Source organism: Neobacillus niacini (genome assembly GCF_023715785.1).
Lineage (GTDB): Bacteria > Bacillota > Bacilli > Bacillales > Cytobacillaceae > Neobacillus > Neobacillus niacini_E.
The window spans coordinates 59,176-82,365 of record NZ_JAMBOX010000003.1 but is presented as its reverse complement, the minus strand read 5'-3'; the positions used below and the strand labels follow the sequence as shown (position 1 = coordinate 82,365).

General features: G+C 42.3%; 21 protein-coding genes. 14 read left to right on the top strand and 7 right to left on the bottom strand.

Going from position 1 to position 23,190, the window contains the following annotated elements:
• Nucleotides 1–5 precede the first annotated feature (5 nt).
• The 4 genes from M3234_RS07965 (at nt 6) to spo0A (ending at nt 4,346) form a co-directional block, all read left to right on the top strand.
• Complete coding sequence (locus M3234_RS07965) at nt 6–1,001, top strand: ABC transporter substrate-binding protein (protein WP_262304211.1); 996 nt, start codon at nt 6–8, stop codon at nt 999–1,001.
• 326 nt (nt 1,002–1,327) lie between these two features.
• Nucleotides 1,328–2,797, top strand: coding sequence for a protein adenylyltransferase SelO (locus M3234_RS07960; protein WP_262304210.1), 1,470 nt, complete (start codon nt 1,328–1,330; stop codon nt 2,795–2,797).
• A 221-nt stretch (nt 2,798–3,018) separates the two neighbouring features.
• Nucleotides 3,019–3,342 carry a BC1872 family protein gene (locus M3234_RS07955; protein WP_262304209.1) on the top strand — a complete coding sequence of 108 codons (324 nt, stop codon included), beginning with the start codon at nt 3,019–3,021 and terminating at the stop codon, nt 3,340–3,342.
• Between the two features lie 233 nt (nt 3,343–3,575).
• Nucleotides 3,576–4,346, top strand: coding sequence for a sporulation transcription factor Spo0A (spo0A, locus tag M3234_RS07950; protein ID WP_262304208.1), 771 nt, complete (start codon nt 3,576–3,578; stop codon nt 4,344–4,346).
• Between the two features lie 36 nt (nt 4,347–4,382).
• Here spo0A and M3234_RS07945 read toward each other — a convergent pair whose 3' ends face one another.
• Genes M3234_RS07945 through M3234_RS07935 form a run of 3 tightly spaced genes read right to left on the bottom strand, consistent with a single transcriptional unit; the run spans nt 4,383 to nt 8,155 of the window.
• Nucleotides 4,383–5,495: a GerAB/ArcD/ProY family transporter gene (locus M3234_RS07945; RefSeq protein ID WP_262304207.1), complete on the bottom strand. Its 1,113-nt coding sequence runs from the start codon at nt 5,493–5,495 to the stop codon at nt 4,383–4,385.
• A gap of 20 nt (nt 5,496–5,515) precedes the next feature.
• Nucleotides 5,516–6,613: a Ger(x)C family spore germination protein gene (locus M3234_RS07940; protein ID WP_262304206.1), complete on the bottom strand. Its 1,098-nt coding sequence runs from the start codon at nt 6,611–6,613 to the stop codon at nt 5,516–5,518.
• 18 nt (nt 6,614–6,631) lie between these two features.
• Nucleotides 6,632–8,155 carry a spore germination protein gene (locus M3234_RS07935; protein ID WP_262304205.1) on the bottom strand — a complete coding sequence of 508 codons (1,524 nt, stop codon included), beginning with the start codon at nt 8,153–8,155 and terminating at the stop codon, nt 6,632–6,634.
• 195 nt (nt 8,156–8,350) lie between these two features.
• On the opposite strand from M3234_RS07935, the gene M3234_RS07930 reads away from it, so the two are divergent.
• From M3234_RS07930 to M3234_RS07885, 10 genes are all read left to right on the top strand, one after another.
• Complete coding sequence (locus M3234_RS07930; RefSeq protein WP_262304204.1) at nt 8,351–9,115, top strand: TerC family protein; 765 nt, start codon at nt 8,351–8,353, stop codon at nt 9,113–9,115.
• A gap of 58 nt (nt 9,116–9,173) precedes the next feature.
• Nucleotides 9,174–9,392 carry a hypothetical protein gene (locus M3234_RS07925; RefSeq protein WP_262304203.1) on the top strand — a complete coding sequence of 73 codons (219 nt, stop codon included), beginning with the start codon at nt 9,174–9,176 and terminating at the stop codon, nt 9,390–9,392.
• Between the two features lie 194 nt (nt 9,393–9,586).
• Nucleotides 9,587–10,261: a hypothetical protein gene (locus M3234_RS07920; protein ID WP_262304202.1), complete on the top strand. Its 675-nt coding sequence runs from the start codon at nt 9,587–9,589 to the stop codon at nt 10,259–10,261.
• Nucleotide 10,262: 1 nt separating this feature from the next.
• Nucleotides 10,263–11,000 carry a hypothetical protein gene (locus M3234_RS07915; protein WP_262304201.1) on the top strand — a complete coding sequence of 246 codons (738 nt, stop codon included), beginning with the start codon at nt 10,263–10,265 and terminating at the stop codon, nt 10,998–11,000.
• 157 nt (nt 11,001–11,157) lie between these two features.
• Nucleotides 11,158–12,012, top strand: coding sequence for an SAM hydrolase/SAM-dependent halogenase family protein (locus tag M3234_RS07910; protein WP_262304200.1), 855 nt, complete (start codon nt 11,158–11,160; stop codon nt 12,010–12,012).
• A gap of 272 nt (nt 12,013–12,284) precedes the next feature.
• A complete protein-coding gene (locus M3234_RS07905) occupies nt 12,285–13,862 on the top strand; it encodes an ATP-binding protein (protein WP_262304199.1) in 1,578 nt (525 codons plus the stop codon).
• Between the two features lie 189 nt (nt 13,863–14,051).
• Entirely contained in the window at nt 14,052–15,602 is a 1,551-nt protein-coding gene (locus M3234_RS07900; protein ID WP_262304198.1) for an NAD(P)H-hydrate dehydratase, read from the top strand.
• 76 nt (nt 15,603–15,678) lie between these two features.
• Complete coding sequence (gene glsA / locus M3234_RS07895) at nt 15,679–16,608, top strand: glutaminase A (RefSeq protein WP_262304197.1); 930 nt, start codon at nt 15,679–15,681, stop codon at nt 16,606–16,608.
• Nucleotides 16,609–16,841: 233 nt separating this feature from the next.
• On the top strand, nt 16,842–17,753 hold the full coding sequence (locus M3234_RS07890) for a Gfo/Idh/MocA family protein (protein WP_262304196.1): 912 nt from the start codon (nt 16,842–16,844) through the stop codon (nt 17,751–17,753).
• Nucleotides 17,754–17,855: 102 nt separating this feature from the next.
• On the top strand, nt 17,856–18,206 hold the full coding sequence (locus M3234_RS07885) for a nitrous oxide-stimulated promoter family protein (protein WP_262304195.1): 351 nt from the start codon (nt 17,856–17,858) through the stop codon (nt 18,204–18,206).
• 76 nt (nt 18,207–18,282) lie between these two features.
• Here M3234_RS07885 and M3234_RS07880 read toward each other — a convergent pair whose 3' ends face one another.
• The 4 genes from M3234_RS07880 to M3234_RS07865 all read right to left on the bottom strand — a co-directional run bounded on the left by M3234_RS07880 (nt 18,283) and on the right by M3234_RS07865 (nt 23,176).
• Nucleotides 18,283–19,698: a peptide MFS transporter gene (locus M3234_RS07880; protein ID WP_262304194.1), complete on the bottom strand. Its 1,416-nt coding sequence runs from the start codon at nt 19,696–19,698 to the stop codon at nt 18,283–18,285.
• Between the two features lie 264 nt (nt 19,699–19,962).
• Entirely contained in the window at nt 19,963–21,453 is a 1,491-nt protein-coding gene (locus M3234_RS07875) for a peptide MFS transporter (protein ID WP_262304193.1), read from the bottom strand.
• Nucleotides 21,454–21,652: 199 nt separating this feature from the next.
• Entirely contained in the window at nt 21,653–22,681 is a 1,029-nt protein-coding gene (locus M3234_RS07870; RefSeq protein ID WP_262304192.1) for a GIY-YIG nuclease family protein, read from the bottom strand.
• 333 nt (nt 22,682–23,014) lie between these two features.
• The gene (locus M3234_RS07865; protein ID WP_262304191.1) at nt 23,015–23,176 is read right to left on the bottom strand and encodes a hypothetical protein; all 162 of its coding nucleotides are present in this window, start codon (nt 23,174–23,176) and stop codon (nt 23,015–23,017) included.
• Nucleotides 23,177–23,190 lie beyond the last annotated feature (14 nt).

Below are 23,190 nucleotides of genomic sequence, written 5' to 3'. Positions count from 1 at the left end.
CAGGGATGAAAAAGAGTTTAGCTGTAATTGTAATCGGAATGTTATTGCTGCTTTCCTCGTGTGGCGGAGGAAGTATGGAAGCAGGCGGAGAGAAACAAGAAAAAACGGTGAAAGTGGGCATTACCCAGATTGTCGAGCATCCGTCGCTTGATGCCGCCAGAGAAGGATTTATCGCTGCTTTAAAGGATGCTGGCTATGAAGAGGGAAAAAACCTAAAGCTTGATTACCAAAACGCCCAAGGTGACATGAACAACAATGCATCGATTGCACAAAAATTGGTTGCCGACAAGAATGATTTGATTTTGGCGATTGCCACCGCAAGTGCTCAGTCGGTGGTAAAATCAACAAAAGAGATTCCCATCCTGTTCACCGCCATTACAGACCCTGTTGGAGCGCAGCTCGTCCAAAGCATTGAGAAGCCGGGCGGTAACGTAACCGGCACATCCGATACACATCCGGATGCGATTAAAAACACGATTGGCGCGATTAAAAAATTCATCCCAAATGCCAAGAAGGTTGGAATCATTTATAATAATGGCGAACCAAACTCTGTTGTGAATGTAAAAAACGCCAAGAAAGCCTTGGAAGCGGAGGGGCTGGAGCCAGTTGAAACGACAATTTCACAAAGTTCTGAAGTCAAGCAGGCGGCTGAATCATTGGTGGGACGCGCCGATGTTTTTTACATTCCAAAGGATAATACCGTTGTTTCCGCGCTTGAATCCGTGTTAACGGTGGCTAATGCCCAGGATATCCCGACTTTTGTCGGCGAGGGAGATTCCGTTAAACGAGGAGCATTCGCATCGTATGGCCTTGACTATCATGCTCTCGGTTACACGACCGGCAAAATGGCTGTGGATATTTTAAAAGGAAAGAAACCGGCTGAAATTCCAGTCGGCTACCCGGAAAAATTGAAGCTGTTCATTAACAAGAAGGCTGCTGCCGATCAAGGCATCACGTTAACAGACGAGATGCTGAAGGGCGCAAAGATAGTCGGGGAATAATGTAAAGCAATAACCTGCCAGTATCGTGGCGGGTTATTTTTCTGAGAAGGCAGTGCCTTCTGCATAATAAAACAGCTGGTGCGGACACTAAAAGGGGCTTCTTTTTATAAAAATGGAATATAATGAAACAAATGTGTGGTAATTTTCCATTGAAAAATCAACTTTCAAAATATATCCGCGAAAAAAAGGATATATCTGCGGAGAATGAAATATATCTGCGGAGATCAATTTATATCTGCGAAAAAATAATTATATCTGCGATAATCCCAATATATCCGCGTAACCCAAAACGGAGTGGATTGAAGCATTCAAAGAGGAGGACGGCAATGACAAAAAACATACCAAAACCTGGCTGGAATTTTGATAATAGTTATGCCCGGCTGCCGAAGGCTTTTTTTACCGACACGAAACCAACGCCAGTGAGCGAGCCGAACCTAGTCATCCTAAATGGCTCGCTAGCCGCGGCACTGGGGCTGAACGCAGAAGCATTGCAAACGGAGGACAGCCTCGCCGTGTTTGCCGGCAACATTATTCCCGATGGGGCTTCGCCGCTGGCGCAAGCCTATGCCGGCCACCAGTTTGGCCATTTTACAATGCTGGGAGACGGACGGGCCATTCTTCTTGGCGAGCAAATGACCCCTTCCGGCGAAAGGTTTGATATTCAACTCAAAGGGGCGGGGAGGACGCCATTTTCCCGCGGCGGCGACGGCCGGGCCGCGCTTGGGCCGATGCTGCGTGAGTACATCATCAGTGAGGCGATGCACGCACTCGGGATCCCGACCACGCGCAGTTTGGCGGTGGTGACAACCGGTGAACCGGTTTATCGAGAAACGACACTGCCCGGCGCGATTTTAACAAGAGTCGCCGCCAGCCATATCCGTGTCGGCACCTTCCAGTATGCTGCAGGGAAGGGTAATGTAGATGACCTACGGATACTAGCTGACTATACAATCGACCGCCATTATCCGGAAATTGAAAAAGATGACCACCGCTACCTTGCCCTGCTTCGCGAAGTCATCAAGCGGCAGGCTGCCTTGATTGCCAAATGGCAGCTAGTTGGTTTTATTCATGGTGTGATGAATACCGACAATATGGCAATTAGCGGCGAAAGTATTGATTATGGACCGTGCGCGTTTATGGATACGTACGACCCAGCGACCGTGTTCAGTTCAATTGACCGGGAAGGCCGGTATGCCTATGGGAATCAACCGCCTATTGGCGGCTGGAACCTGGCGCGATTCGCGGAAACCTTGCTTCCGCTGCTGCATGACAACGAGGAGCAGGCAGTAGAAATTGCCCAATATGAAATTTCAGACTATATGGGGCAGTACCGCTCAAATTGGCTCGAGGGGATGCGGGCAAAGTTGGGAATTTTTAATGAAGAGGCCGAGGATGGAGCGCTAATTGAAGATCTTCTCAACATGATGAAAATGCATCGTGCTGACTATACCAACACTTTTCGCGCCCTAACCATGTCAAAACAGGAAGACACAGCCATGTTTGGTACTCCGGAATTCACAAAGTGGTTTGAGCGCTGGCAGGCAAGGTTGGAGCGGCAGAAGCAATCAAAGAATGACGTTCAACAATTGATGCAGAACTCCAATCCTTCGGTGATCCCTCGCAACTACCGAGTGGAAGAAGCGTTAACAGCCGCTGTCGAGGAAGGTGACTTAACCGTGATGGAGAGATTGCTTAAAGTCCTGGCAACTCCATATGCTTACACTCCGGAACAGGAGGAGTACTGTACTCTGCCTGCCCAAACCAACCGGCCGTATAGGACTTTTTGTGGTACATGATAAAAATAGGCTCTGCTCCTGAAAAGAGGACAGAGCCTATTTTTTTACAAAAACTTATTACACGTCCACCGCATCAAACGATTTGTTGACTGCGCTCGCCTCTTCCGAACAATCTTTGCAAAATATTTTTTCAAAATGGTGGAAATCTTCTGATAGCTGTTATATAATTCTCTTAAATAAACTTAATTGTTATATAACAATTAAAAAGGAGGCTTCATAATTTGTATAAGGTAGACGCAATTGCACGGAGAATACTTGGTTGGAAGTTAAATAGGTGGGATAAATGGTTTGATTTTGAAAAGGGCATCTTCATCCACGAGCACGAGTTTCAGCCTGAGCATAATCTTGACCATGCGATGCTTATTGTCGAAAGGCTGAAAGAATACGGCTTCACCTATACCAACAAAGGGGCATCTGAGGTTTGCTTTAATGATGTAACCGGAACCGGGGAAACGTTGGCACAAGCGATTACGAATGCCGCCTACTCGATTATTGAACAAGGTTCGGAAGCGATGACCAGCAGGCTTTGGTCGAAACTGTGCTAATAAGAACAACATACAAAAAGGCCGTCTCATTGTTGACGGTCTTTTTCGGCTAAAGATTTATAGTTCTAAAGTCTAGTAATATTGACAATGCAGCGATAATATCGACAAGAACATGCAAATTTCCCCTATGAATTGGCGGCAAATGAAAAAAATGTTGTAATAAACTTCTTGTCATCCTTTCGCAATTACCGAAAAATAGTAAGTGCCGAAATTCTTAAGGGGGAAATTGAAAAATGATAAGAATTGGACTTATTGATGATAACATTCAATTAACAGAAGTAATGGACGAGTACCTCTCAACCCAAACCGATATGAAAATAGTTGGAATTGCCCACAATGGTTTTGATGGAATGGAACTAATTAAAAATGAAAATCCTGACATTGTGATCCTGGATTTGGTCATGCCTCACTCCGATGGTCTATCGTTACTAGAACAACTATATGAAGAAAATATTTATACAAAAGTATTGATGCTCACTGCGTTCGGCAAAGACGATATCATCAAAAAAGCGAGCGAATTGGGAGTATCGTATTTTCTGTTAAAGCCGTTTGAGCTTACCCAATTATCAGAAACGATCCGGACTATTTGCCATAAAAAGGACTCCTATATCCCAAGTGTGAAAGACAAGGGATTGAAACAGGACAAGCAGGATGACAACCTGGAAGTAAGGGTAACCGATGTGTTGCGGTCGGTGGGTATCCCGGCGAATTTAAAGGGGTATTTATTTTTGCGGGAAGCCATCCAAATGGTGTTCCATAATGTTGAAGTATTGGGAGGCGTCACAAAAATCATCTATCCAGCCATTGCCGAGAAATTTCATACGACGGCTAGCCGTGTTGAAAGAGCGATCAGACATGCCATCGAAGTCGGATGGAACCGTGGGAGTATCGAACAAATAGAGTTTGTATTTGGCAATACTGTCAGTCCATTAAAAGGAAAACCGACAAATGCAGAATTTATTGCCTTAATTTCTGATCATTTACGATTACATTCCGTTAGTTAATAAAAAACCGATGAAAAATAGATGCAGCATCCCTCGCTATGAATTGGATTGCTGCTTTCTATTTTTTATCAAGACCTTCATCAAGCTGATTATAAATAATAAGGGAATATAGCCAAAAAGAAAGATGAAGCCGTTATATCGGATCATATTAATCAAAAGCTTTGTATAATATATATCCTCCAATATACTGCTGTAAAAAAAGTAACAGCAAATGAAAAAGAACAAGACATAGGTCGGTTTAAGTTTTGGAAATGTCAGTTTGACAGTGCGGACCGCTGACCATAAATAAATGCAAATAACGGGAAGAATCACAAACAGCCAGGTAAAGATAAAAATAAACTCAAAGCGCTCCAAAAAAGGAAAAGCGATAATTTTGATCATGGTCAAGGTCGGCCACGTTAAAATCTTGAGTTTTCCTTGAGTAAAGAACATAAAAGTTACCAATGTAATGACCACGTACACAAGCGTTGTACATAATAATCCGAAATGTCCCCATTTAGTGGCCCGGGATCCATTCTTGATAAAAGGAAAATACACAAGGGCCGTTTCAAATCCAAAAAACATCGTGGCGGATGCTTTTGCTGAAATAAAGTACTCCGTTATTCCATGGTTAAAAATTGGCATGAGATACGAAACTTCCCGATAATGGAACAGGTATAGCGACGAAAGCATCAAAAATGACGGAATCACCACGCCCCAAAAGGAAATTCCAGCTAAAATTCGAAATCCTCCGGAAACAATATAATAGCTTAGCAAACATATGAGAAGAGCAAACTCCCAACTTGGAATTCCATCAAACACCCACACCTGGAGAAGTTCGATAAACGAGTGGGACACTAATAAACCAGCAACTAAAAAAGTAAAGGTCATAGCTAGATTAAGAAGCCCGCCAATCCATTTACCGAATGTATCGGTATGGAAGGATATGATATCTCCGTTGCTTGCATGTTTCATAATGTGTAACATCATGAAAAATATCAGGTTCAGACTAAGCCCGACAGCCAATACCGATACCCAGGCATCCTGTCCTGCTCCTTTACTGATTCTTGATTGAAAATTTAACACACTAATTCCTACCTGTGAGCCATGAATCAGGAAAAAGAGAAAATAAGGTGAAACCATTGAATTTTCTTTAACTGCTGATTGCACATTTATCACCTTGTCCACTTTTAGGATTCTAGCCCAGTATGAAGAAGTTCTACATTGACTTTTACATGGATTGGAAGTTTTGGGTATGTTTCATAAAATGTTTTTTCCTTCCAGTTCCTGTCTCGTGCCCTCACAATATTCCCAATCCCTAGAGGATCGACTTCATTTTTTTGCAAAGTTCTTAATAAGGTCTCAACCTCTTTTTTTATATCTTTTGCAACAATGGTTTCAAGTTTTTTTAAGTCACCTGAATTTGCAATGTCAATCCAGTCTGGATAGCTATTGGCTACCCACTTAAGATTTAAAGTTAGCTTTAAGTGCTGTGGATGATTATCGACCAATTCCCACCGGTTTTTACTCTTATAACCACTGACAGTTATTATTTCAGGCTTGCCGTTTTCCGTGGTTTTAATTTTATACATACCTTCCGTGTTTTTATTTTCCAATATCGAAAATATGAATGTCTGTTTCTCGTTTAACTGAAGTTTAAACTTGGCATCTTTGAAAATTCCAACCCCATCCAGCTTTATCCTGTCTTTCTCCACTGCAATCATTGGCAAGTAAGCATCCATTCCTTCGCCAAAAAAGTGGTTTAAAAAAACGTGCAGGTTCATTTCCGGCATGTTCTGGTGGATCATATTATGTTTCAATTGGTCAGCTAATGTGAGTTCCCCCCTTTTCTTAATGGCTTTAAGTGCTTCCTTGGCGGATTGTTCGGATACGACAATTTGAATATTTGTCCCAAGTTGGGGGGTAAGGATAAACCGCTTTACTTGCTGACTTGTATCTGTTTTCGCGAATTTTTTTCCAAACACAATAACCCTGATTTTGGACAGCTTAATTGGCATGATCGTATGTTGATCCATTCTCGCTGGAATCAATGGACCGATTGGGGCTTTCTCTTCAACGAATTGAATACTCGCATCGCCCCTGGATTTGGAGTGAATGGGATACAATGCGGTTCCAACCACATTCCCGTCTTTGTCCAAGTCAAATCCATACACATGGATAATACTTAATTGATCGATGATATTCGTTCTGGAACATCCGGCTAGACTGACAGAAAGAAGTAGCAACAGGAATAGGTATTGTTTATGGCCATTTTTTTTCATCGTCATCTTTCTTTCTCATGAATTTTATTCTGAATTCAATCCCTCTTCCGGGTCCTTGTTTGTTATTGGATTGAACCTTTTACGGCTAAGGGCTCTTAAAAATTTATTGCGTTTTTCTTTATGAAAATCGTTTTTTCTAATGAACGTATTGGATAAACCGCCTTTACGGTATGGAGACAACGGTAGCAAATAAGGACTTCCCAAAGATTTAAGACGAAGTAAATGGGTAACCAAGAAAATAACCCCGATATAGATGCCAAATCCCCCCCAAATCGCAGCTAGCAGAATAAACGGATAACGCAAAAGTCGGACCGTATTTGACATTTTGTAGATAGGGGTGGTAAAGGAAGATAATGCTCCCAATGCTACCAGAATCAATAAGATATTACTTGTTAACGCAGCTTGCACTGTTGCCTGACCAATTACAATACCACCGACAATACCTAGGGTTTGCCCGATTTTGGTCGGAAGCCGTGCCCCTGCTTCCCGGAGCAGTTCGATGGTGATTTCCAAAAATAGCACCTCTACTACTGGGGGAAATGGAACATTGGCTCTTGAAAAGATGATTGGCCCTAATAGGTCCTTCGGGACAATTTCAAAATGATAGGTAAGGATGGCTACATAAAACGAAGTGACAAAGATAGAAAATAACATACCAAAAATCCGAATGATTCTAAAAAAAGATGCCACCACCCAAGGAAGATAAAAGTCCTCAGGAGTGGAAAAAAAGTTCATAAGTGCTGCAGGTCCTATTAGGGCGTAACAGGAATTGTCTGTCAATATAACGACATTTCCTCTTATTAATGAGTAAATGGTTCTGTCTACCCTCTCTGTATTAATAAACAAAGGAAATGGTGTAGTGGAATAATCGGAAATCAATTCTTCCAACTGTGAATTATCGTATAAAACATCAATATCGAGGTCTTGAATCCGCTGCCTTGCCGTTTGTACATAATCAGGGTTGGTAACCCCGGATAAATGGGCGACAACCACTTTTGTTTTGGATCTTGTCCCCACTTCAAATTCCTCAAAGATAAGGTCGGATGTAATCAATTGACTTCTTAACAAATGAAGGTTGGTACTGAGGTCTTCGATAAAGCCAATTTTCGGGCCGATAACACTAAATTCATTTTCAGTTTCGTTAACTTCCCGTTTCCCTAGTCGTGGGTCGGATAAGCCAACTAAGGCACATTCTTGGAGGTTATTGTGTAGGTGGATTACCGCCGCTCCGTGATAAAGCCCTTTCTCTACTTCCTTTACATCCTGTGTAATTAGAATACTATCGATTGGAACAATGCTTTTTAAATCGGCAAGATTTTTAATTGATGCAAGCTTCTCTTTGAGATTCTTCAAAAATATACGATTGAATAGATCCATATCCACTAGTGTTTTATAATAACTAATTGAGAGAAAGGCGTTTTTTTCCACTGGTGAAAATGTTTCAAAGTCACTGGATTGTTTGGCCTTCTCTAGCAACTCAAGAATAGAGCTTTCTTTCGTTTCATAATTTATTTTGTTTAGTTGCTTTGGCCGCTTTCTAAAAAACATTAAACCACCAGACCCTAGTAAAAAAATACATACGTGTTCATTAGTATTAATCGGATGAAATGGAATTATGTACTAGTTGATGAGTGCAGAAAAGGCAGAAGTTTCAATTTCAGGTTTATTTTTTGTGGTTAGATCGGCCTAAAGGTGTAAAATAAGACTGTGCATATATACTATTGGGTAAATAGCAAAGGAGAAATGAACATGTGGGAAGATATTTTAGCCACCTATGCCTCGATGCTGGACTGGCATATGTGGGCAGACGTTCTTACCTCGCCAAAAGCATGGGGATTAATTCTATCATTGGCAGTACTGGAATGTATTTTATCTGCAGACAATGCGCTCGTACTGTCGGCATTTGTTAAGCCTCTGCCAAAGGAACAGCAAAAGAAAGCCCTCGTTTATGGTTTATGGGGCGCCTATTTATTCCGATTTATCTTTATTGGCTTGGGTACTTTTTTGATCAAACTATGGTTTATTAAATTAATTGGGGCTCTATATTTGCTCTGGCTTGCCATCAAATTCTTCATTGATAAATATGGCCGCAAAGAGGGAGGAGACGAGGAAACCATTCAAGCGCCAAAGGGTTGGCTGACGAAGACGTTTGGGTTCTTTTGGGCAACCGTTATCAGTGTGGAGCTAATGGATTTGGCGTTCTCCGTTGATAGTATCTTAACCGCCCTGGCCGTTTCTGACGAAGTTTGGGTCATCCTGCTCGGCGGCATGATCGGAATCCTGATGATGCGGGGCATCGCTACATTTTTTATCAGTTTGATGAACCGGGTGCCAGAGCTTGAAACAACGGCTTACGTATTGATTACTTTTATTGCGGTGAAAATGGGACTGACCCTGATCGATATCCATATTCCAAATGAAGTATTTATTGCAGTATTGGTGTTTGCCTTTGTTGCTACCTTTATTATTCATGCGATTCGAAAAAGGAGAGAGAGGTTTTCGCATTAACGGATAACCCATCATACATTGGAGAATTCTAATGATAAAAAAGGGGTGCGTAGCTGAGATGAATATATTTAAGGGCAATAATAGCGAGGAGAAGGAGCAGCTTCAAGATATCCTTAAAAATTCAATTGAAATAGAAGAAGACTTAATGAGGACATATTTGATCACTGCCGAACGGATCCATGATGATGATGAACTGAAGCAGCGGCTCGAAAATTTTGCCGAAGGAAATGCCAAGAGAACGAAGCAGCTTATCGATGAATTAAACGACGAAAAATGAAGGACTCCGGTTGGGGTCTTTTTTTTGGCTGTGCATTGGCTTTGGCCATTGATGATTCACCTCAGGAGAAATATTCTTATCCAATAGTTTTTACAAAAACAAGTAAAAACATATTCGTCTCGTGAAAAAACTGGAAATTTGAATGGTCAAAAATGACAGCATCCATTATTGTTACATTATAAGGAGTGGTATGGATGCGGAGTATCATCGGAATTATTTTTGATGTGATCGGTTGGACAGCGGTTGGAATCATTGCTTGGCAGATTTATAAAAAACAAGAAATAAAGCCTAAGATATGGAAGGTTATTATTATCATTTATATCGGTTTATTTTCGTTTTCGATTGATTGGCCGTTATTTGACCAAGTGATCAGAATCTCGATTTTGCCGCTCGGTGTCTGGATATTATTTTTACTAAGAGGAAGACTTCCACAGTGGCAGTCTTATCGGAAATATGCTTGGTTGGGATTTTTTGCGAACTTTATCTTTTTGGCTGCGGGGTTGCTGGCAATCGTGGGTAATCAGGCCGTATTTCCCCAAAATCAGCTCTTAACCTATTTGGCAAACGTAGAGCACGCAGCCATTATTGACACCCATCCTGCGGCAAAAAATCTCAGCTTTGATAAAGAAAACGCACCAAAGCTCCTGCTTAAAGGGAAGGAGAAGCCAGTCAGAAGCACCGATTGGTATGAGTTGTCAGATACTAGTGAGCGGTTCCCCTATCAGTTGATTGGCGCAAAGCCGAAGTTTGGCAGCAATCTATCAGCCATCATCTATGTTGAACAAGATGGCAAGGGACTGTTAATTCAAACGCCAAACCGGCAATATTATTTTCGCTTAGACGAGTCCCTCTTAAGGGAGGGAAACTAGGATGAGGAAAAAAATCATGCTTGCGGTTTTGGCTGTTATTGTCGTCCTGTCGGGGGCAATGGCATATTGGTTTTATTTTTCAAAACCTGCGAAGTTTCCGACAAATGAGCAGTTGATGAAACAAATGAATGAAATATTTCCCGAAGCCGCTGCCGAAACGATACAGGACACGGTTACTATTGATGAGCAACATAAAGTAGTTCCGTTTATAACCAAGGAGAACCGCTATGGCATCAGCTATTGGGTCTGGACCAAACATAAATGGAAGTCTGTTTATATTGATGATAACGGCGAGCCGCGGCTCTGGAAGATTAACAGGAAAGATGCTTCCAGCTATCACTTCGTTTGGAATATCCATCCTGATGATGGGGTAAGTACTGTGAAATTTTATTTGTTGAAGAATCGGAACTACCTATTTCAAGGTGGGGAACACTTTTATTTTCCAAAAATCCAGCTTGAGCAGGCTGTTTCTCTGGATAATAAATCGTATGGAGTTATGGGACTGCCTAAGGAATGGGTTGCAGTCGTTGGTTCTCTTGGAAAAATCGAGGCAGCAAGCCGGCAAGATTTATGGTTCCAACCCCTGTTCCCGGCAAGAGACTTATTTTTCGGCTGGTTACCTTTAAACGGTGAAAATGAGGAAACCTTCCCCGGCAACTCAGTGAACGGACAATCCTATTCAGATGGCGATGAAATGATTGATTTTGTCCCGTTTGTAAACAAATCGGAACTCGAGTAATAAGAGAAAATCGTTATGTTGTGATTGAAACCCGCTAAGCTTTCTTGTATGATATTGTTAACTTTTTTTCAGAATATTGAATCTCCCAAAAATGAAGCGGTTAGAAAAAATAATGGCTTTATGTTTTTTGATAAATTTTTATAAAAGGAGGAATAGGATGAGTGAGGCGTTAGTATTGCAATCGGACTTTGGCATTAGTGATGGGGCGGTAAGCGCGATGTATGGGGTTGCCTATTCAGTTAACCGCTCCATCCGGATATTTGATTTAACCCATGATATTCCTCCATATAGCATTTGGGAGGCATCCTACCGGCTCTTGCAGACGATCGCCTATTGGCCGAGCGGGACCGTATTTGTGTCAGTCGTCGACCCTGGTGTTGGCTCCGAGCGGCGCAGTATTGTCGTTAAAACAGTCGAGGGAAAATATATTATTACACCGGATAATGGCACATTGACGCACATCAAGCATTTTACCGGGATTGCCGAAGCACGGATTTTGGATGAAATGGCCAATCGTCTGCCGAACTCCGGTGAGTCGTATACATTCCATGGCCGGGACATTTATGCGTATACAGGTGCCCGTCTTGCCTCGGGTGTTATAACGTTTGAGGAAGTCGGGCCTCAGGTTGAGGCGCAGTCAGTGATCGATCTGCCGCTGCCCCATGCTTATATTCAAGATAAAACAATCATTGGAATTATTGAAGTCCTAGATGTTCGGTTTGGAAATTTATGGACTAATATTCATCGTAACCTTCTAAAAGATGCCGACATCCAATATGGAGACAGCCTGAAAGTAACCATTGGCAACGGCACGCGTCAGGTGTATGAAAACATTATGACATTTGGCCGCTCATTTGCCGACAGCATGGTAGGCGAACCGCTCGTTTATGTCAACTCATTAGACAATCTCGGCATCGCCATCAACCAAGGGTCCTTTGCCAGTGCCTACCATATCAGGTCCGGCGTCAATTGGACCATGACATTGAAAAAAGCGGAGAAGCAATATTTTTAATAAATGGTGTCTATAAATGGTGTCAGGCACCAATCGTGGACATTTGTCCGTGTGGGGCGGACAGGAATAGGTGGGTCCTTCTGTTTAGAAGGGCCTATTTTTATGAACGGAGTTAAAAGATAATGCTTTGTTACTATATGGAGTGAAAAATAATCCATAGTTTTTAGTATATACATGGAATGATTTTCTAGTAAAATATATTTAGATAGTAGAAATATTCGAAATATTGATATTTAGCAAGTTTCCATATAGGAAAGGAGTTTTTCATAGTAATGAAGACGGGCGAAGGGATCCTCAATGAATTGGGTAGTCAACATCATGTGAGCCAGTTAGCCTCAATCGGTCAAATTGCAGCAGGCATTGCCCACGAAGTTAGAAATCCATTGACAGCAGTAAAAGGTTTTTTGCAGCTTCTTCAACAAGATCAAAAACAGGAATACGTCGAGATTGCGCATTCGGAGCTCGACAATGCTTTGAAGACACTTAACAATCTTCTCCAAGTATCCAAACCTGATTTGGAGGATGAAGAATTTCAGAGTATTTATTTATCAGTAGAACTGGAATCAATCATTAATCTATTTCAAGATAAAATGTATGAAATAAAGGTAATAACTGACTTCAAGGATACAGATTCGGCCATCTACGGCAGAAAAACTCAGTTTAAAAAAGCTTTCTTTAATTTGATTAAAAATGCCATAGAGGCCATGAATGGTGTGGGAACGCTAACACTGACACATTGTGTGGTCGGCCAAGAGGTAATGGTAACAATCAAGGATACTGGAATGGGGATACCAGAGGAAAAACTATCACTTTTGGGCACGCCTTTTTTTACGACAAAGGATGAGGGGACAGGAATGGGGCTTGCTCAAGTTTTTTCGGTCATTTACCAGCACGGAGGAAATATTACTATTGATAGCAGGGAAAATCAAGGAACGAAGTTTACAATTAGAGTACCACGGCACCACAATAAATCACACCGTGGAGTGAGAAACTTGAATGTCCTATATGAGGAAACCTATACAATTAAAGAATTTTTCCTGGAAAATCAAAAATTATTTGAAGACCGATTGCTAACTGAGGCGACCAATGTAAGAGACAAAATCGAAGAGATACATAATATTGGAAGTATTAATCTATTAAACAATGCCCATAGGCTTGTATTGTATGTAGTTGAGGGCAGGGAACATGAATTAATCTCGTTTGCGAAGCAGGAGGGACGGGCCTGGGCACGCCATTCATTGACTCTTGCCTTCAAACTGGAATGGATTCAGGCTATTAGAAGGACGCTATGGGATTTCTTATATAACTTTTACAAATTAAAAAACGTGGAAATCGACCGTGTTGCCTTTTACTCTATGGAAAAAAGTATCAATGAATTAATTGACCAATTTCTTACCTATTTCTTTATCAACTACACCAAATATAAGGACGAGGAGCTCGATAAGCAAAGACTGCTTGTTGAAAACCTGTCTGTTCCCATTATTCCAATTAATTCAGATATTTGCATTTTGCCGCTGATTGGAGCGATTGACGAAATCCGAATTAAAACAATCCAAGATAAGGTGTTTGCCGAAATTGAGAACCGGCAGATTCAAACATTAATCATTGACCTTTCCGGTGTTGCCTCAATGGGACAAGTGGGCGCAGATAACTTCATACAGATCATTGATGGTTTAACGATGATGGGCTGCACCACAATCCTGACGGGGATGCGTGCAGAAATAGTCAAAAAACTGATTGCCCAGGGAAATCAATTACTCAAAAGAGCTGTCTTTAAAGGAACACTGCAGCTGGCATTGAATGATGTTGTCTTTAAGAAAGAATCACTCGAATCAATCATAGAGAAATAAGGGGTGGTATATGTCCGCCCTTTTTTTGGTGCCATTTTTTTGTTGTCATTTTTGGTGTCAGGCACCAGCCGTGGACATTTGTGCACGTAGGGTGGACAATCAACATCATCTTTATTTGTCCCCCCTTCATATGCTGCCAGCTGATATTTTCAGATATAATAAAGAAAAAAGGTTGTGGGGGAATTGGCGGTGCTGGTTGCTGGGCAGAGGGATATGCAGATGATGGACAGGTATACGATGGAAAAGCTGGGCCTTCCGGGAATTGTGTTGATGGAAAATGCGGGGGCGCGGGTGGTAGAGGAAATTCTCGCTAGTTTCTCAAACCAAACGCCGAGGGTTCTGGTGCTTGCAGGAGGGGGAAATAATGGCGGTGATGGCTTTGTTATTGCCCGCAGGCTGATTGACTTAGGGGTGGAGGCACAGATCCTTTTGCTGGCGGACCCAACGCGTATCAGTGGGGATGCAAAGATCCATTACGATGTTTACATAAATCGGAAGCTGCCCATCTTTTATTTACATGAACTCTCAATGAAAGAAGTAAATCCAAGACTGGAATGGGCAGATGTTATTGTTGATGCCCTTTTGGGGACTGGGGTAAACGGACCAGTGCGGGAACCACTCAGCCGAGTGATTTCGCTCGTCAACGAATACAAAGGCAATAAACTCATCCTTTCAGTCGACATCCCTTCTGGTGTCAGCAGCGATACGGGGAATGTCGATGGAGTCGCCATAAAAGCGGACAAAACGATCACCTTTGTTTTTCCGAAAAAGGGGTTCTTTTTCAACCAGGGTCCCAGCTATATCGGAGAGTGGAAGGCAGTCGATATATCTGTGCCTCCAGCCGTAGCGGCAAACTTGGGGCTTAACCTGCCGCAATTGATTACCGAGGATGCTGTGAAAAATTCTATTCCTAAAAGGCCCGCCACTGGTCATAAAGGAACGTTCGGCCATGTACTAGTCGTTGGCGGTTCCCGGCCTTATGTTGGGGCTCCTATCTATTCAGCAAAAGCAGCGCTCCATTCCGGTGCAGGATTGGTGACATTGGCAGTGCCTGAAGGGATATATCCAATGGCAGCGGCCCAATGTTCAGAGGCGTTGTTTTTGCCATTGCCAGAAGAAAATGGTCATATTGCCGCAAGGGCGATCGTTCAAATTTCATCTGCACTCCCGCAATTTGATTGTGTGGCGGTTGGGCCGGGGCTTGGCAGGTTCCCGGGCGGTGAAAAGTGGCTCAAACAATTGCTGTACGCTTTGACTGGTCAAGCACTTATCATCGATGCTGATGCCCTTTATTTGATTCGAAATGACCTGGGTTTACTAAAGGGGTATAATGGCCAAGTAATACTAACTCCACACCCTGGTGAAATGTCCAGATTGGTGAATAAAACAGTTAGTGATATAGAAGCGGACCGATTGGGAATTGCCGCAACCTTTGCAAAGGAAAACAATATCTACTTGGTGTTAAAAGGTCATCGCACCGTGATTGCAGGGCCGGACGGTGAGGTTTATATAAATCCGTACGGCCATGATGCACTAGGCAAAGGCGGCAGCGGCGATGTTCTGACCGGGCTAATCGCCTCCTTCCTTGCTCAAGGCTCCTCACCGATGAATGCAGCCATCTCGGCAAGCTACTTGCATGCCCGGGCAGGTGAAGAAAAAGCCAAAACATTGTCAAACTACGGGGTTATGCCCTTAGATATCATAGATGGAGTGAAAGAACTGTTAAAAGAGTCCTTCTGATTTGGTAGGACTCTTTTTAAGCTTATCCCTGTGTGTTTTTTTCCAAAAATGGCTCATACTACTACGGGTGATGAAAATGGGATGCCAATCAAATGATGAATTAAAAGTGTTTGTCGATGAAGCAAGAACAGTAACAAAACACGGAAAGGTCGCCAATTACATACCTGCCCTAGGAAAGGCGGATCCGGACGATTTATCGATTGCCGTGCACTATCCAAATGGAAAGTGTTTTTCTGCAGGTGATATTGAGGTCAAAATTACCCTGCAAAGCATTTCCAAAGTTATTGCCCTGGCATTGGTTTTAATGGACCGCGGCCGGGACGAAGTTTTTAAGCGAGTAGGGATGGAGCCTACCGGCGACCCATTCAATTCAATTGCAAAATTGGAAACCATGGCCCCCGCGAAACCGCTGAATCCAATGATTAATGCCGGTGCGTTGGTAGTAACCCATTTAATAAAAGGGGGAACGGTCGATGAGCGCTTTGGAAGGCTGGTGGATTTTGTCCGAGGATTAGCGGGTGACTCGGCGATTAGTTTTAGTGAAGAAGTGGCCCGTTCCGAATTGGAAACAGCCAATTTAAACAGGTCCTTATGTTATTTTTTAAAGCAGCATCAAATCATTGAAGAAGACGTGGAGCACCTGTTGGATTTATACACCAAGCAGTGTGCGATTGAAATGGACTGTCTCGGGCTGGCGCGGATTGGCCTTGTGTTTGCGTTGAACGGCATGGACCCAGAAAGCGGTAAGCAAATCATGCCGGTGGATGTGGCCAGAATTTGCAAAACGTTTATGGTGACTTGCGGGATGTATAATGCATCCGGTGAATTCGCCATTAAAGTCGGCATTCCGGCAAAAAGCGGTGTATCCGGAGGGATTATGGGAGCGGTCCCGGGGAAAGCCGGCATCGGCATTTTCGGCCCTGCGCTAGACGAAAAAGGCAACAGCATTGCTGGCATCAAGCTGTTGGAGCTTTTATCGAAACATTATAAGTTGAGCATGTTTTAACGGAGCAGCCAAATGTCTATAGGCTGCTCTTTCCGTTTCTAATGGAAAAACATGCTATAATAGAACCGAATTTCAAATGTAAACACCTTTCTGCCAAACTATCAAACAATTACTTATAAAAGCGAACAAGTAAACCTGAATATACTGGAGACCTGCTTGACACACGGTATCAACAATCCCGAAGTATTTCATAATGGTTAACAAAACTTGAACATAAGAAAGAGGAGATCACTGTGAAAAAATTTGGAGTAATCGGACTCGGCGATATTGCCCAAAAGGCGTACTTGCCGGTCTATAGCGCCATCAAAGATGTGGAATTTCATTTTTATACAAGAAATCAGGAGAAACTGAGGGGAATTGCGGATCAATATCGGTTTGAGCATATCCATTCAACTCTTGATGCGTTAATTAACAGCGGTATCACCGCAGCCTTTGTCCATTCTTCCACCGCCTCCCACGAGGACATTGTTGAGCTTCTGTTGAATCATAACATTCACGTGTTTGTTGACAAGCCGATCACTGACCATTATGAAGGGGCGAAGACGCTGGTCCAATTGGCGGAAGGAAAAGGCCTTATCCTGATGGCTGGGTTTAATCGCCGATATGCACCATCCTATAACCAATTGAAAGAGGTGGCGGACCCCAATCTTGTTTTAGTTCAGAAAAACCGCCATAATCTCCCAGGCGAGCCAAGAACGTTTATTTTCGATGACTTCATCCATGTGGTCGACACGATGCGATATTTGTTTCCGCATCCGGTGGACAATCTCCTTGTAAATGCTAGAATGGAGAACGGTTTGCTGTATCATGTCGTTATTCAATTTGTTGCAAAGACCGGTGAGACGGCCATCGGCATCATGAACCGGGATAATGGGACAACTGAAGAAATCGCCCAAGTCATGGGGCCGCTTGAGAAACGCACCGTCCACAATGTCTCGGAACTAGTCATTTCCAAAGGGATGGACACGATTGCAGCCCGGGGAAGTGACTGGGCACCAACCTTGGTGAAACGCGGATTTCAACAAATGGTCGCAGACTTTATTGGAGCGGTCAGAACCAATTCCAAACCGCAAATAACGGCACTCGATGCCCTTGAAACCCATGAAATTTGTGAGAAAATTATAAGCATGCTGCCGCGGAGTTAATACTCTAAAAATGTGCGGGAATTGTAAAATCTCTTCCATTATTATGAAGTTTTTCATGCTATCGTTAAGATAGGCTGGAGAATCGGAAGGGGGTTTTACATCATGGGTGCTCGCTTAATTGAACCAAACACAGGTCCAAATATTCAAAAGGAAAAAGAAATTGTCAAAGAGATGATAGGGATTTTTTGCCAGAAAAACCATAAGCATGTAAATGGGATCCGTTCAAATGGGTTATGCAAGGACTGCCAGGACTTAAAACACTATGCCCATATGAGACTAACGTTCTGTCGCTTTGGCGAGGGTAAAACAGCCTGTTCCAACTGTAAAGTCCACTGCTACAAATCAAAATACCGTGAGAAAATGAAGGATGTCATGCGCTACTCGGGGCCGTGGATGATGCTTTATCATCCGGTCTATGCTGTCAAGCATTTGTTGAACGGCAAGTTTAAATAAGGAAAAAGGTGCCTATCTCCCGGGAGACAGCACCTTTTTTAAAAGGATAGGCACTTCAGAGCGCCTTTTGTCATTCTTAGTTTGCTTTAGCCAAGCGTTCTTCCACTTTATTCTCTTCGTCATCACCAAGCATTTTCACAAGCTTCTTGGAAAGTGCGAGCAGTACTAATCCGAGGACGATAACGGCAATACCAATCACGGAAAATACTTCAAAGTAGCCCATGCTTGAAGTAAACGCACCTAATTGTCCGGCAAGGATATTCGCTACAAAGGAGCTTGCCATCCAAACTGCCATTAATAAAGAAGCGAATTTTACTGGTGCATATTTGCTGACAAATGAAAGTCCAACCGGTGATAAGAACAGCTCACCAATCGTATGGAGCAGATAGGTGAAAATGATAAACATGACATTTGCTTTTGTGACAATATTATTTTCATCGCTGCCCGTTTGCATGATGGCAAATAATAAGACGATAAAACCTGTACCTAATAGCATCATCCCAATCGCCATTTTTGTCGGAACTGGAAGGTCCCCTCGCTTTGTATTTGAAAGTTTCACCCAAAGCATGGAAACAATAGGTGCCAACAAGATGATAAATAACGGGTTAACCGCTTGGAACCAAGAGGTTGGGATTTCCCAGCCAAACAGGGTACGGTCAACGAATTTGTCTGTATAAATGCTTAATGCGCCGCCGGCTTGTTCAAATCCTGCCCAGAAGAAGACGACAAACGCTGCCAAGATAAAGATAACTGTGGTTCTATTTTTTTCAACTTTGGAAAGTGTGTGGTTCTGTGTCGCACCGGTTCCAGTAACCTGTGGTTTTCCAACTGGTTTTTTGCCAATATCCCCTAAGAAACGATTGCCAAGTACGTTAAATAAAATTTGTCCAATGATCATACCAATAGCGGATGCAAGGAATCCGTATTTATAACCATACTGGATCACACCGTTTGTCGTTACAGCAAACCATTTATCCGTAATTGCACCGATTACTAACGGGGCAAAGAATGCTCCGGTGTTAATCCCCATATAGAAGATGGTAAATGCAGCATCGCGGCGTTTGTCTTTTGCACCATAAAGCTCACCGACAATCGTTGAAATATTTGGTTTAAAGAATCCATTCCCGATAATCAGCAATCCGAGGCCGATATAGACGGCCGTAAAGCTTTGATTAGAAAACAGGACGATGTTCCCGAGGGCCATTGTAATACCGCCGATGGTGATCGCAAGTCTTTGACCCAAATATCTGTCAGACAGATAACCGCCGATTAATGGTGTAAAGTAAACTGCCCCGGTAAAAAATCCATATAGCATCAGGGCCGTGCTTTCCTTCATGCCCAATCCGCCGCTAATCAATGATTTTGTTAGATAGAGAACGAGGATCGCCCTCATTCCATAGTAGCTGAAACGTTCCCACATTTCTGTCATAAATAACAGGTACAACCCAGGGGGGTGCTTTTTGGATTGGTTTGTCTTCAGTGTTGCATCCATATTCTTTCCTCCTCGTTGGAGATTTATATTTTAGTATAATTATCTTAATTTAAAAATTATTAAATCGTCAATAAAATATCGAGAAGAACCAAGATTGAAAAGATTCATAATAGGTGTGAAATTAAGGGAAGACTTAGAAGAATGGGGATTTACCTTAGCCGCATTGGAATACATCTGTATTGCATCCAACATTTACTATATCAGAATATCTTTTTCGAGAAAAATAAAAGAGGCTGTGAACCAGCCTCTTTTTTCGGAAAAATTTTAGCGAATGCCTTTCATGTAGCCCTGAATCTTTGGTGCAAGCATTAATAGGATTACTCCTAGTACTAAGGATGCACCGCCGATAATGCCGAAGTAAGCCATTTCGGTTTCAGGAGTATAGAATTTAACAATCTGTGCGTTAATCGCTTGAGCGGCTGCACTTGATAAGAACCATAAGCTCATGGTTTGTGCTGAAAAGGCAGCTGGAGCAAGCTTCGTTGTAGCAGATAGTCCGACTGGTGATAAGCACAATTCCCCAAGCACAACAATTAAATAGCTTAGCACTAACCATAATGGGTTAACTAATGAATCTGTTCCGCCAAAGTATGCAGGGAGCAGAATAACGATAAAAGATAATCCAGCGAACAATAATGCTAATGAAAACTTTTGCGGAATGGTCGGTTCATTTTTCCCAAGCTTCATCCAAAGCCATGCAAAAACTGGCGCTAACGCGATGATGAATAATGGGTTAAGTGATTGGAACCACGCTGGAGAAATCTTGATTCCTGCAAAATTTAATTGTGTCCGTGTATCGGCATAGCTAGCAAGAATCGTTGAGCCCTGCTCTTGAATCGCCCAGAACATAACAGAGGCGATGAACAGTGGAATATAAGCAATTAAACGAGACCGTTCCACGGATGTTGTTTTCTTGCTGCGATACATCACGACAAAATATAAAGTTGGAATCAAGATACCAAGAATACCGATCAAGTTGACAAAAGTTCCAAATGTTAGGTAACCGGTTAAAACAGCGATGGTGACAAGAATCGCCAAGACGATTACAGCTACACCAATATACGTAAATACTTTTTTCTTTTCAGACGGTGAGAGCGGATTGGCAACTGTCGTACCCGCAAGACCAAGATTTTTTTTCTTGGTTAAAACAAACACGATTAATCCGACGAACATTCCGACTGCAGCTACACCAAAGCCTAAATGGAAGCTGGTGTACATAAGCTTTCCCACGATTAATGGCGAAAGGAAGCCACCAAGGTTAATCCCCATGTAAAAAATACTAAAACCGGCATCACGACGATTATCGTTATCAGCGTACAAATCACCGACAACGGTGGAAACGTTTGGTTTCAGGAGTCCAGTCCCAAGGACGATTAATACCATTGAAATGAAGAACAAAGTAACTGTGCCAGGAATCGCCAGGGCAATATGGCCAAGCATGATTAAAATACCGCCATAGAATACAGCCTTTGAAGTACCGAAAACCCGGTCTGCCAGCCAGCCGCCGATAATTCCGGACATGTAAACGAGTGATCCGTAAATCGACATGATTGAAAGGGCAAGGGTCTTATCCATGCCAAGGCCACCCTTGGATACCTCATAATACATATAGAATACAAGGATTGCTCTCATCCCATAATAAGAGAAACGCTCCCAGAATTCAGTAAAGAACAGTGTGGATAGACCTTTTGGATGTCCGAAAAATCCCTTCTGAGGTACACTGTCCACAATTGTCTGCTTATCCAAATTTGCCATAAAGTTACCTCCCTTTTATTATTCTATAATACTTTTATTGTTTAGAATCGTCAAAAATTTTTTACTGGAAACCAATTCGCAGTAATGGAGAATCCTTGATGTTATCGTGTTTTTGGTATTGCTTTGGGGAAAAGAAAGTTATTTTAAAATAGTAGGTAAATTCAAATATTTCACACAAAAGGGCTCTTGGACGGGGCATTTAAAGTAATCCGTTAATCACGTTGCTTTGACCAAGCTGGTCCTCTGGAATGATGATGGAACGGCATTGGCTGCTTTTTAAATAACTGTATATAATTTGCGCTTCGTCCAAGTCATCTCTTGTAACTAGTAGGTGTGGTTCATTTTGTTTGAAACAATGAGCTATTTGGGCTGCCATTTCTGAAAAATTATCTTGTTCGCGGCGGTATTTTTTTGAGAAAAGAACTTTATTCCCTTTGATTAAAAAGAACTTAAAGGCCGTTTCATCCAAGTCCTCGATAACAGCGATATTTTGGTTTGCTTCGGTAAACTCAATGACCCGCTCTTTATATAAAAGGAAGTTGAGAACCTCCAGATTATCTCTAATTTTTGCGGCAGTTTTAAAATCATATTGTTGGGCGGCAGTTTGCATTTTTTGTTCTATTTCTTCAAAAATACTGGTATCAGTACCATCGAAAATGGCAATGATTCTATCCATGATTCTGTTGTATTCATCTAATGCGGGCCCGCCAAGGCAGACGCCGATGCATAGGCCAATGGCGTAGTTCAAACAAGGTGTTTTTTTGTTTGAACTTTTGCAGCAGTTGATTTTAAAGATATCCTTTATGCCTTGAATCGCTTTTTCCACGGTGTATTTGTTGACGAATGGACCGAAATGAAGAGTTCCATCTATTGGCGTGTCTGTCAGAGCGAGCCTGCGCATCCCATTATCCATCATTACCGTTATATAGGTATAGGACTTGGGATTTTTCATTTTTCGATTAAAATACGGCTTTATTTCCTTGATTAATTGACATTCAAGCATAAACGCTTCAAATTCAGTGTCAGTGTTGATGGTATCGATATCGTGTATTGTGTTTATCAGCTTTTTAATCTTCGGCGAGTGGCCCTTTGACTGATAAAAGTACGACTGCACCCGTTTCTTCAGATTTTTGGCTTTCCCGACATAAATAATCGTATGGTGGCGATCCTTCATGAGATAAACGCCGGGAGATGTGGGGAGAATTTTTACCTTTTCCTTTAGATCCATTTTTGGCCCACTCCCTTCTTAGCTATTCTAGTTTAGCATATCAGTCTATATGGCAGGGAGTTCGTTATTACCCTTATGTTAGATTGCAGAGTTGATTTGACCGTGAAGGTGGAATGGAAGGTGTCTGCGGTATAAAATGGGGATTAATTTACCCGAGAAGGGGTGTCATCGATAAAAAAAGTAGGGTTTATTTTACCCGTGAAGGAGTTTGAGGAGTGTCATCGGTAAAAAAGCCCGGCATCACATTAAATTATGATTCCGAGCCCTAAAGGAAAATTACTCTTTTAATATAAAATAACGATACTTAGTATTTCCGATTGATTCACAGTTTTGTTATAAAATTCTTCTAATCGTCTTTCGAGATACCATTCCGCCACACCACTCATGAAGCAGACTTGTTGTTATCTTTATCTCCGGAAAAAGCATAATCAACTCCCGTACACTTCGCAAAACGGCGGCGTCCACGGCTTCTTCAGCACCGCAATCCGCACACACAATTTTATCCCCCT

Bases quoted from the DNA above. Each gene is read 5' to 3' on its own strand.
- M3234_RS07910 (WP_262304200.1), top strand. From the start codon at position 11,158: ATGAGTGAGGCGTTAGTATTGCAATCGGACTTTGGCATTAGTGATGGG.
- M3234_RS07965 (WP_262304211.1), top strand. From the start codon at position 6: ATGAAAAAGAGTTTAGCTGTAATTGTAATCGGAATGTTATTGCTGCTT.
- M3234_RS07930 (WP_262304204.1), top strand. From the start codon at position 8,351: ATGAACATGTGGGAAGATATTTTAGCCACCTATGCCTCGATGCTGGAC.
- glsA (WP_262304197.1), top strand. From the start codon at position 15,679: ATGGGATGCCAATCAAATGATGAATTAAAAGTGTTTGTCGATGAAGCA.
- M3234_RS07960 (WP_262304210.1), top strand. From the start codon at position 1,328: ATGACAAAAAACATACCAAAACCTGGCTGGAATTTTGATAATAGTTAT.
- M3234_RS07915 (WP_262304201.1), top strand. From the start codon at position 10,263: ATGAGGAAAAAAATCATGCTTGCGGTTTTGGCTGTTATTGTCGTCCTG.
- M3234_RS07925 (WP_262304203.1), top strand. From the start codon at position 9,174: ATGAATATATTTAAGGGCAATAATAGCGAGGAGAAGGAGCAGCTTCAA.
- M3234_RS07875 (WP_262304193.1), bottom strand. From the start codon at position 21,453: ATGGCAAATTTGGATAAGCAGACAATTGTGGACAGTGTACCTCAGAAG.
- M3234_RS07920 (WP_262304202.1), top strand. From the start codon at position 9,587: ATGCGGAGTATCATCGGAATTATTTTTGATGTGATCGGTTGGACAGCG.
- M3234_RS07880 (WP_262304194.1), bottom strand. From the start codon at position 19,698: ATGGATGCAACACTGAAGACAAACCAATCCAAAAAGCACCCCCCTGGG.
- M3234_RS07905 (WP_262304199.1), top strand. From the start codon at position 12,285: ATGAAGACGGGCGAAGGGATCCTCAATGAATTGGGTAGTCAACATCAT.
- M3234_RS07870 (WP_262304192.1), bottom strand. From the start codon at position 22,681: ATGGATCTAAAGGAAAAGGTAAAAATTCTCCCCACATCTCCCGGCGTT.
- M3234_RS07940 (WP_262304206.1), bottom strand. From the start codon at position 6,613: ATGACGATGAAAAAAAATGGCCATAAACAATACCTATTCCTGTTGCTA.
- M3234_RS07935 (WP_262304205.1), bottom strand. From the start codon at position 8,155: ATGTTTTTTAGAAAGCGGCCAAAGCAACTAAACAAAATAAATTATGAA.
- M3234_RS07885 (WP_262304195.1), top strand. From the start codon at position 17,856: ATGGGTGCTCGCTTAATTGAACCAAACACAGGTCCAAATATTCAAAAG.
- spo0A (WP_262304208.1), top strand. From the start codon at position 3,576: ATGATAAGAATTGGACTTATTGATGATAACATTCAATTAACAGAAGTA.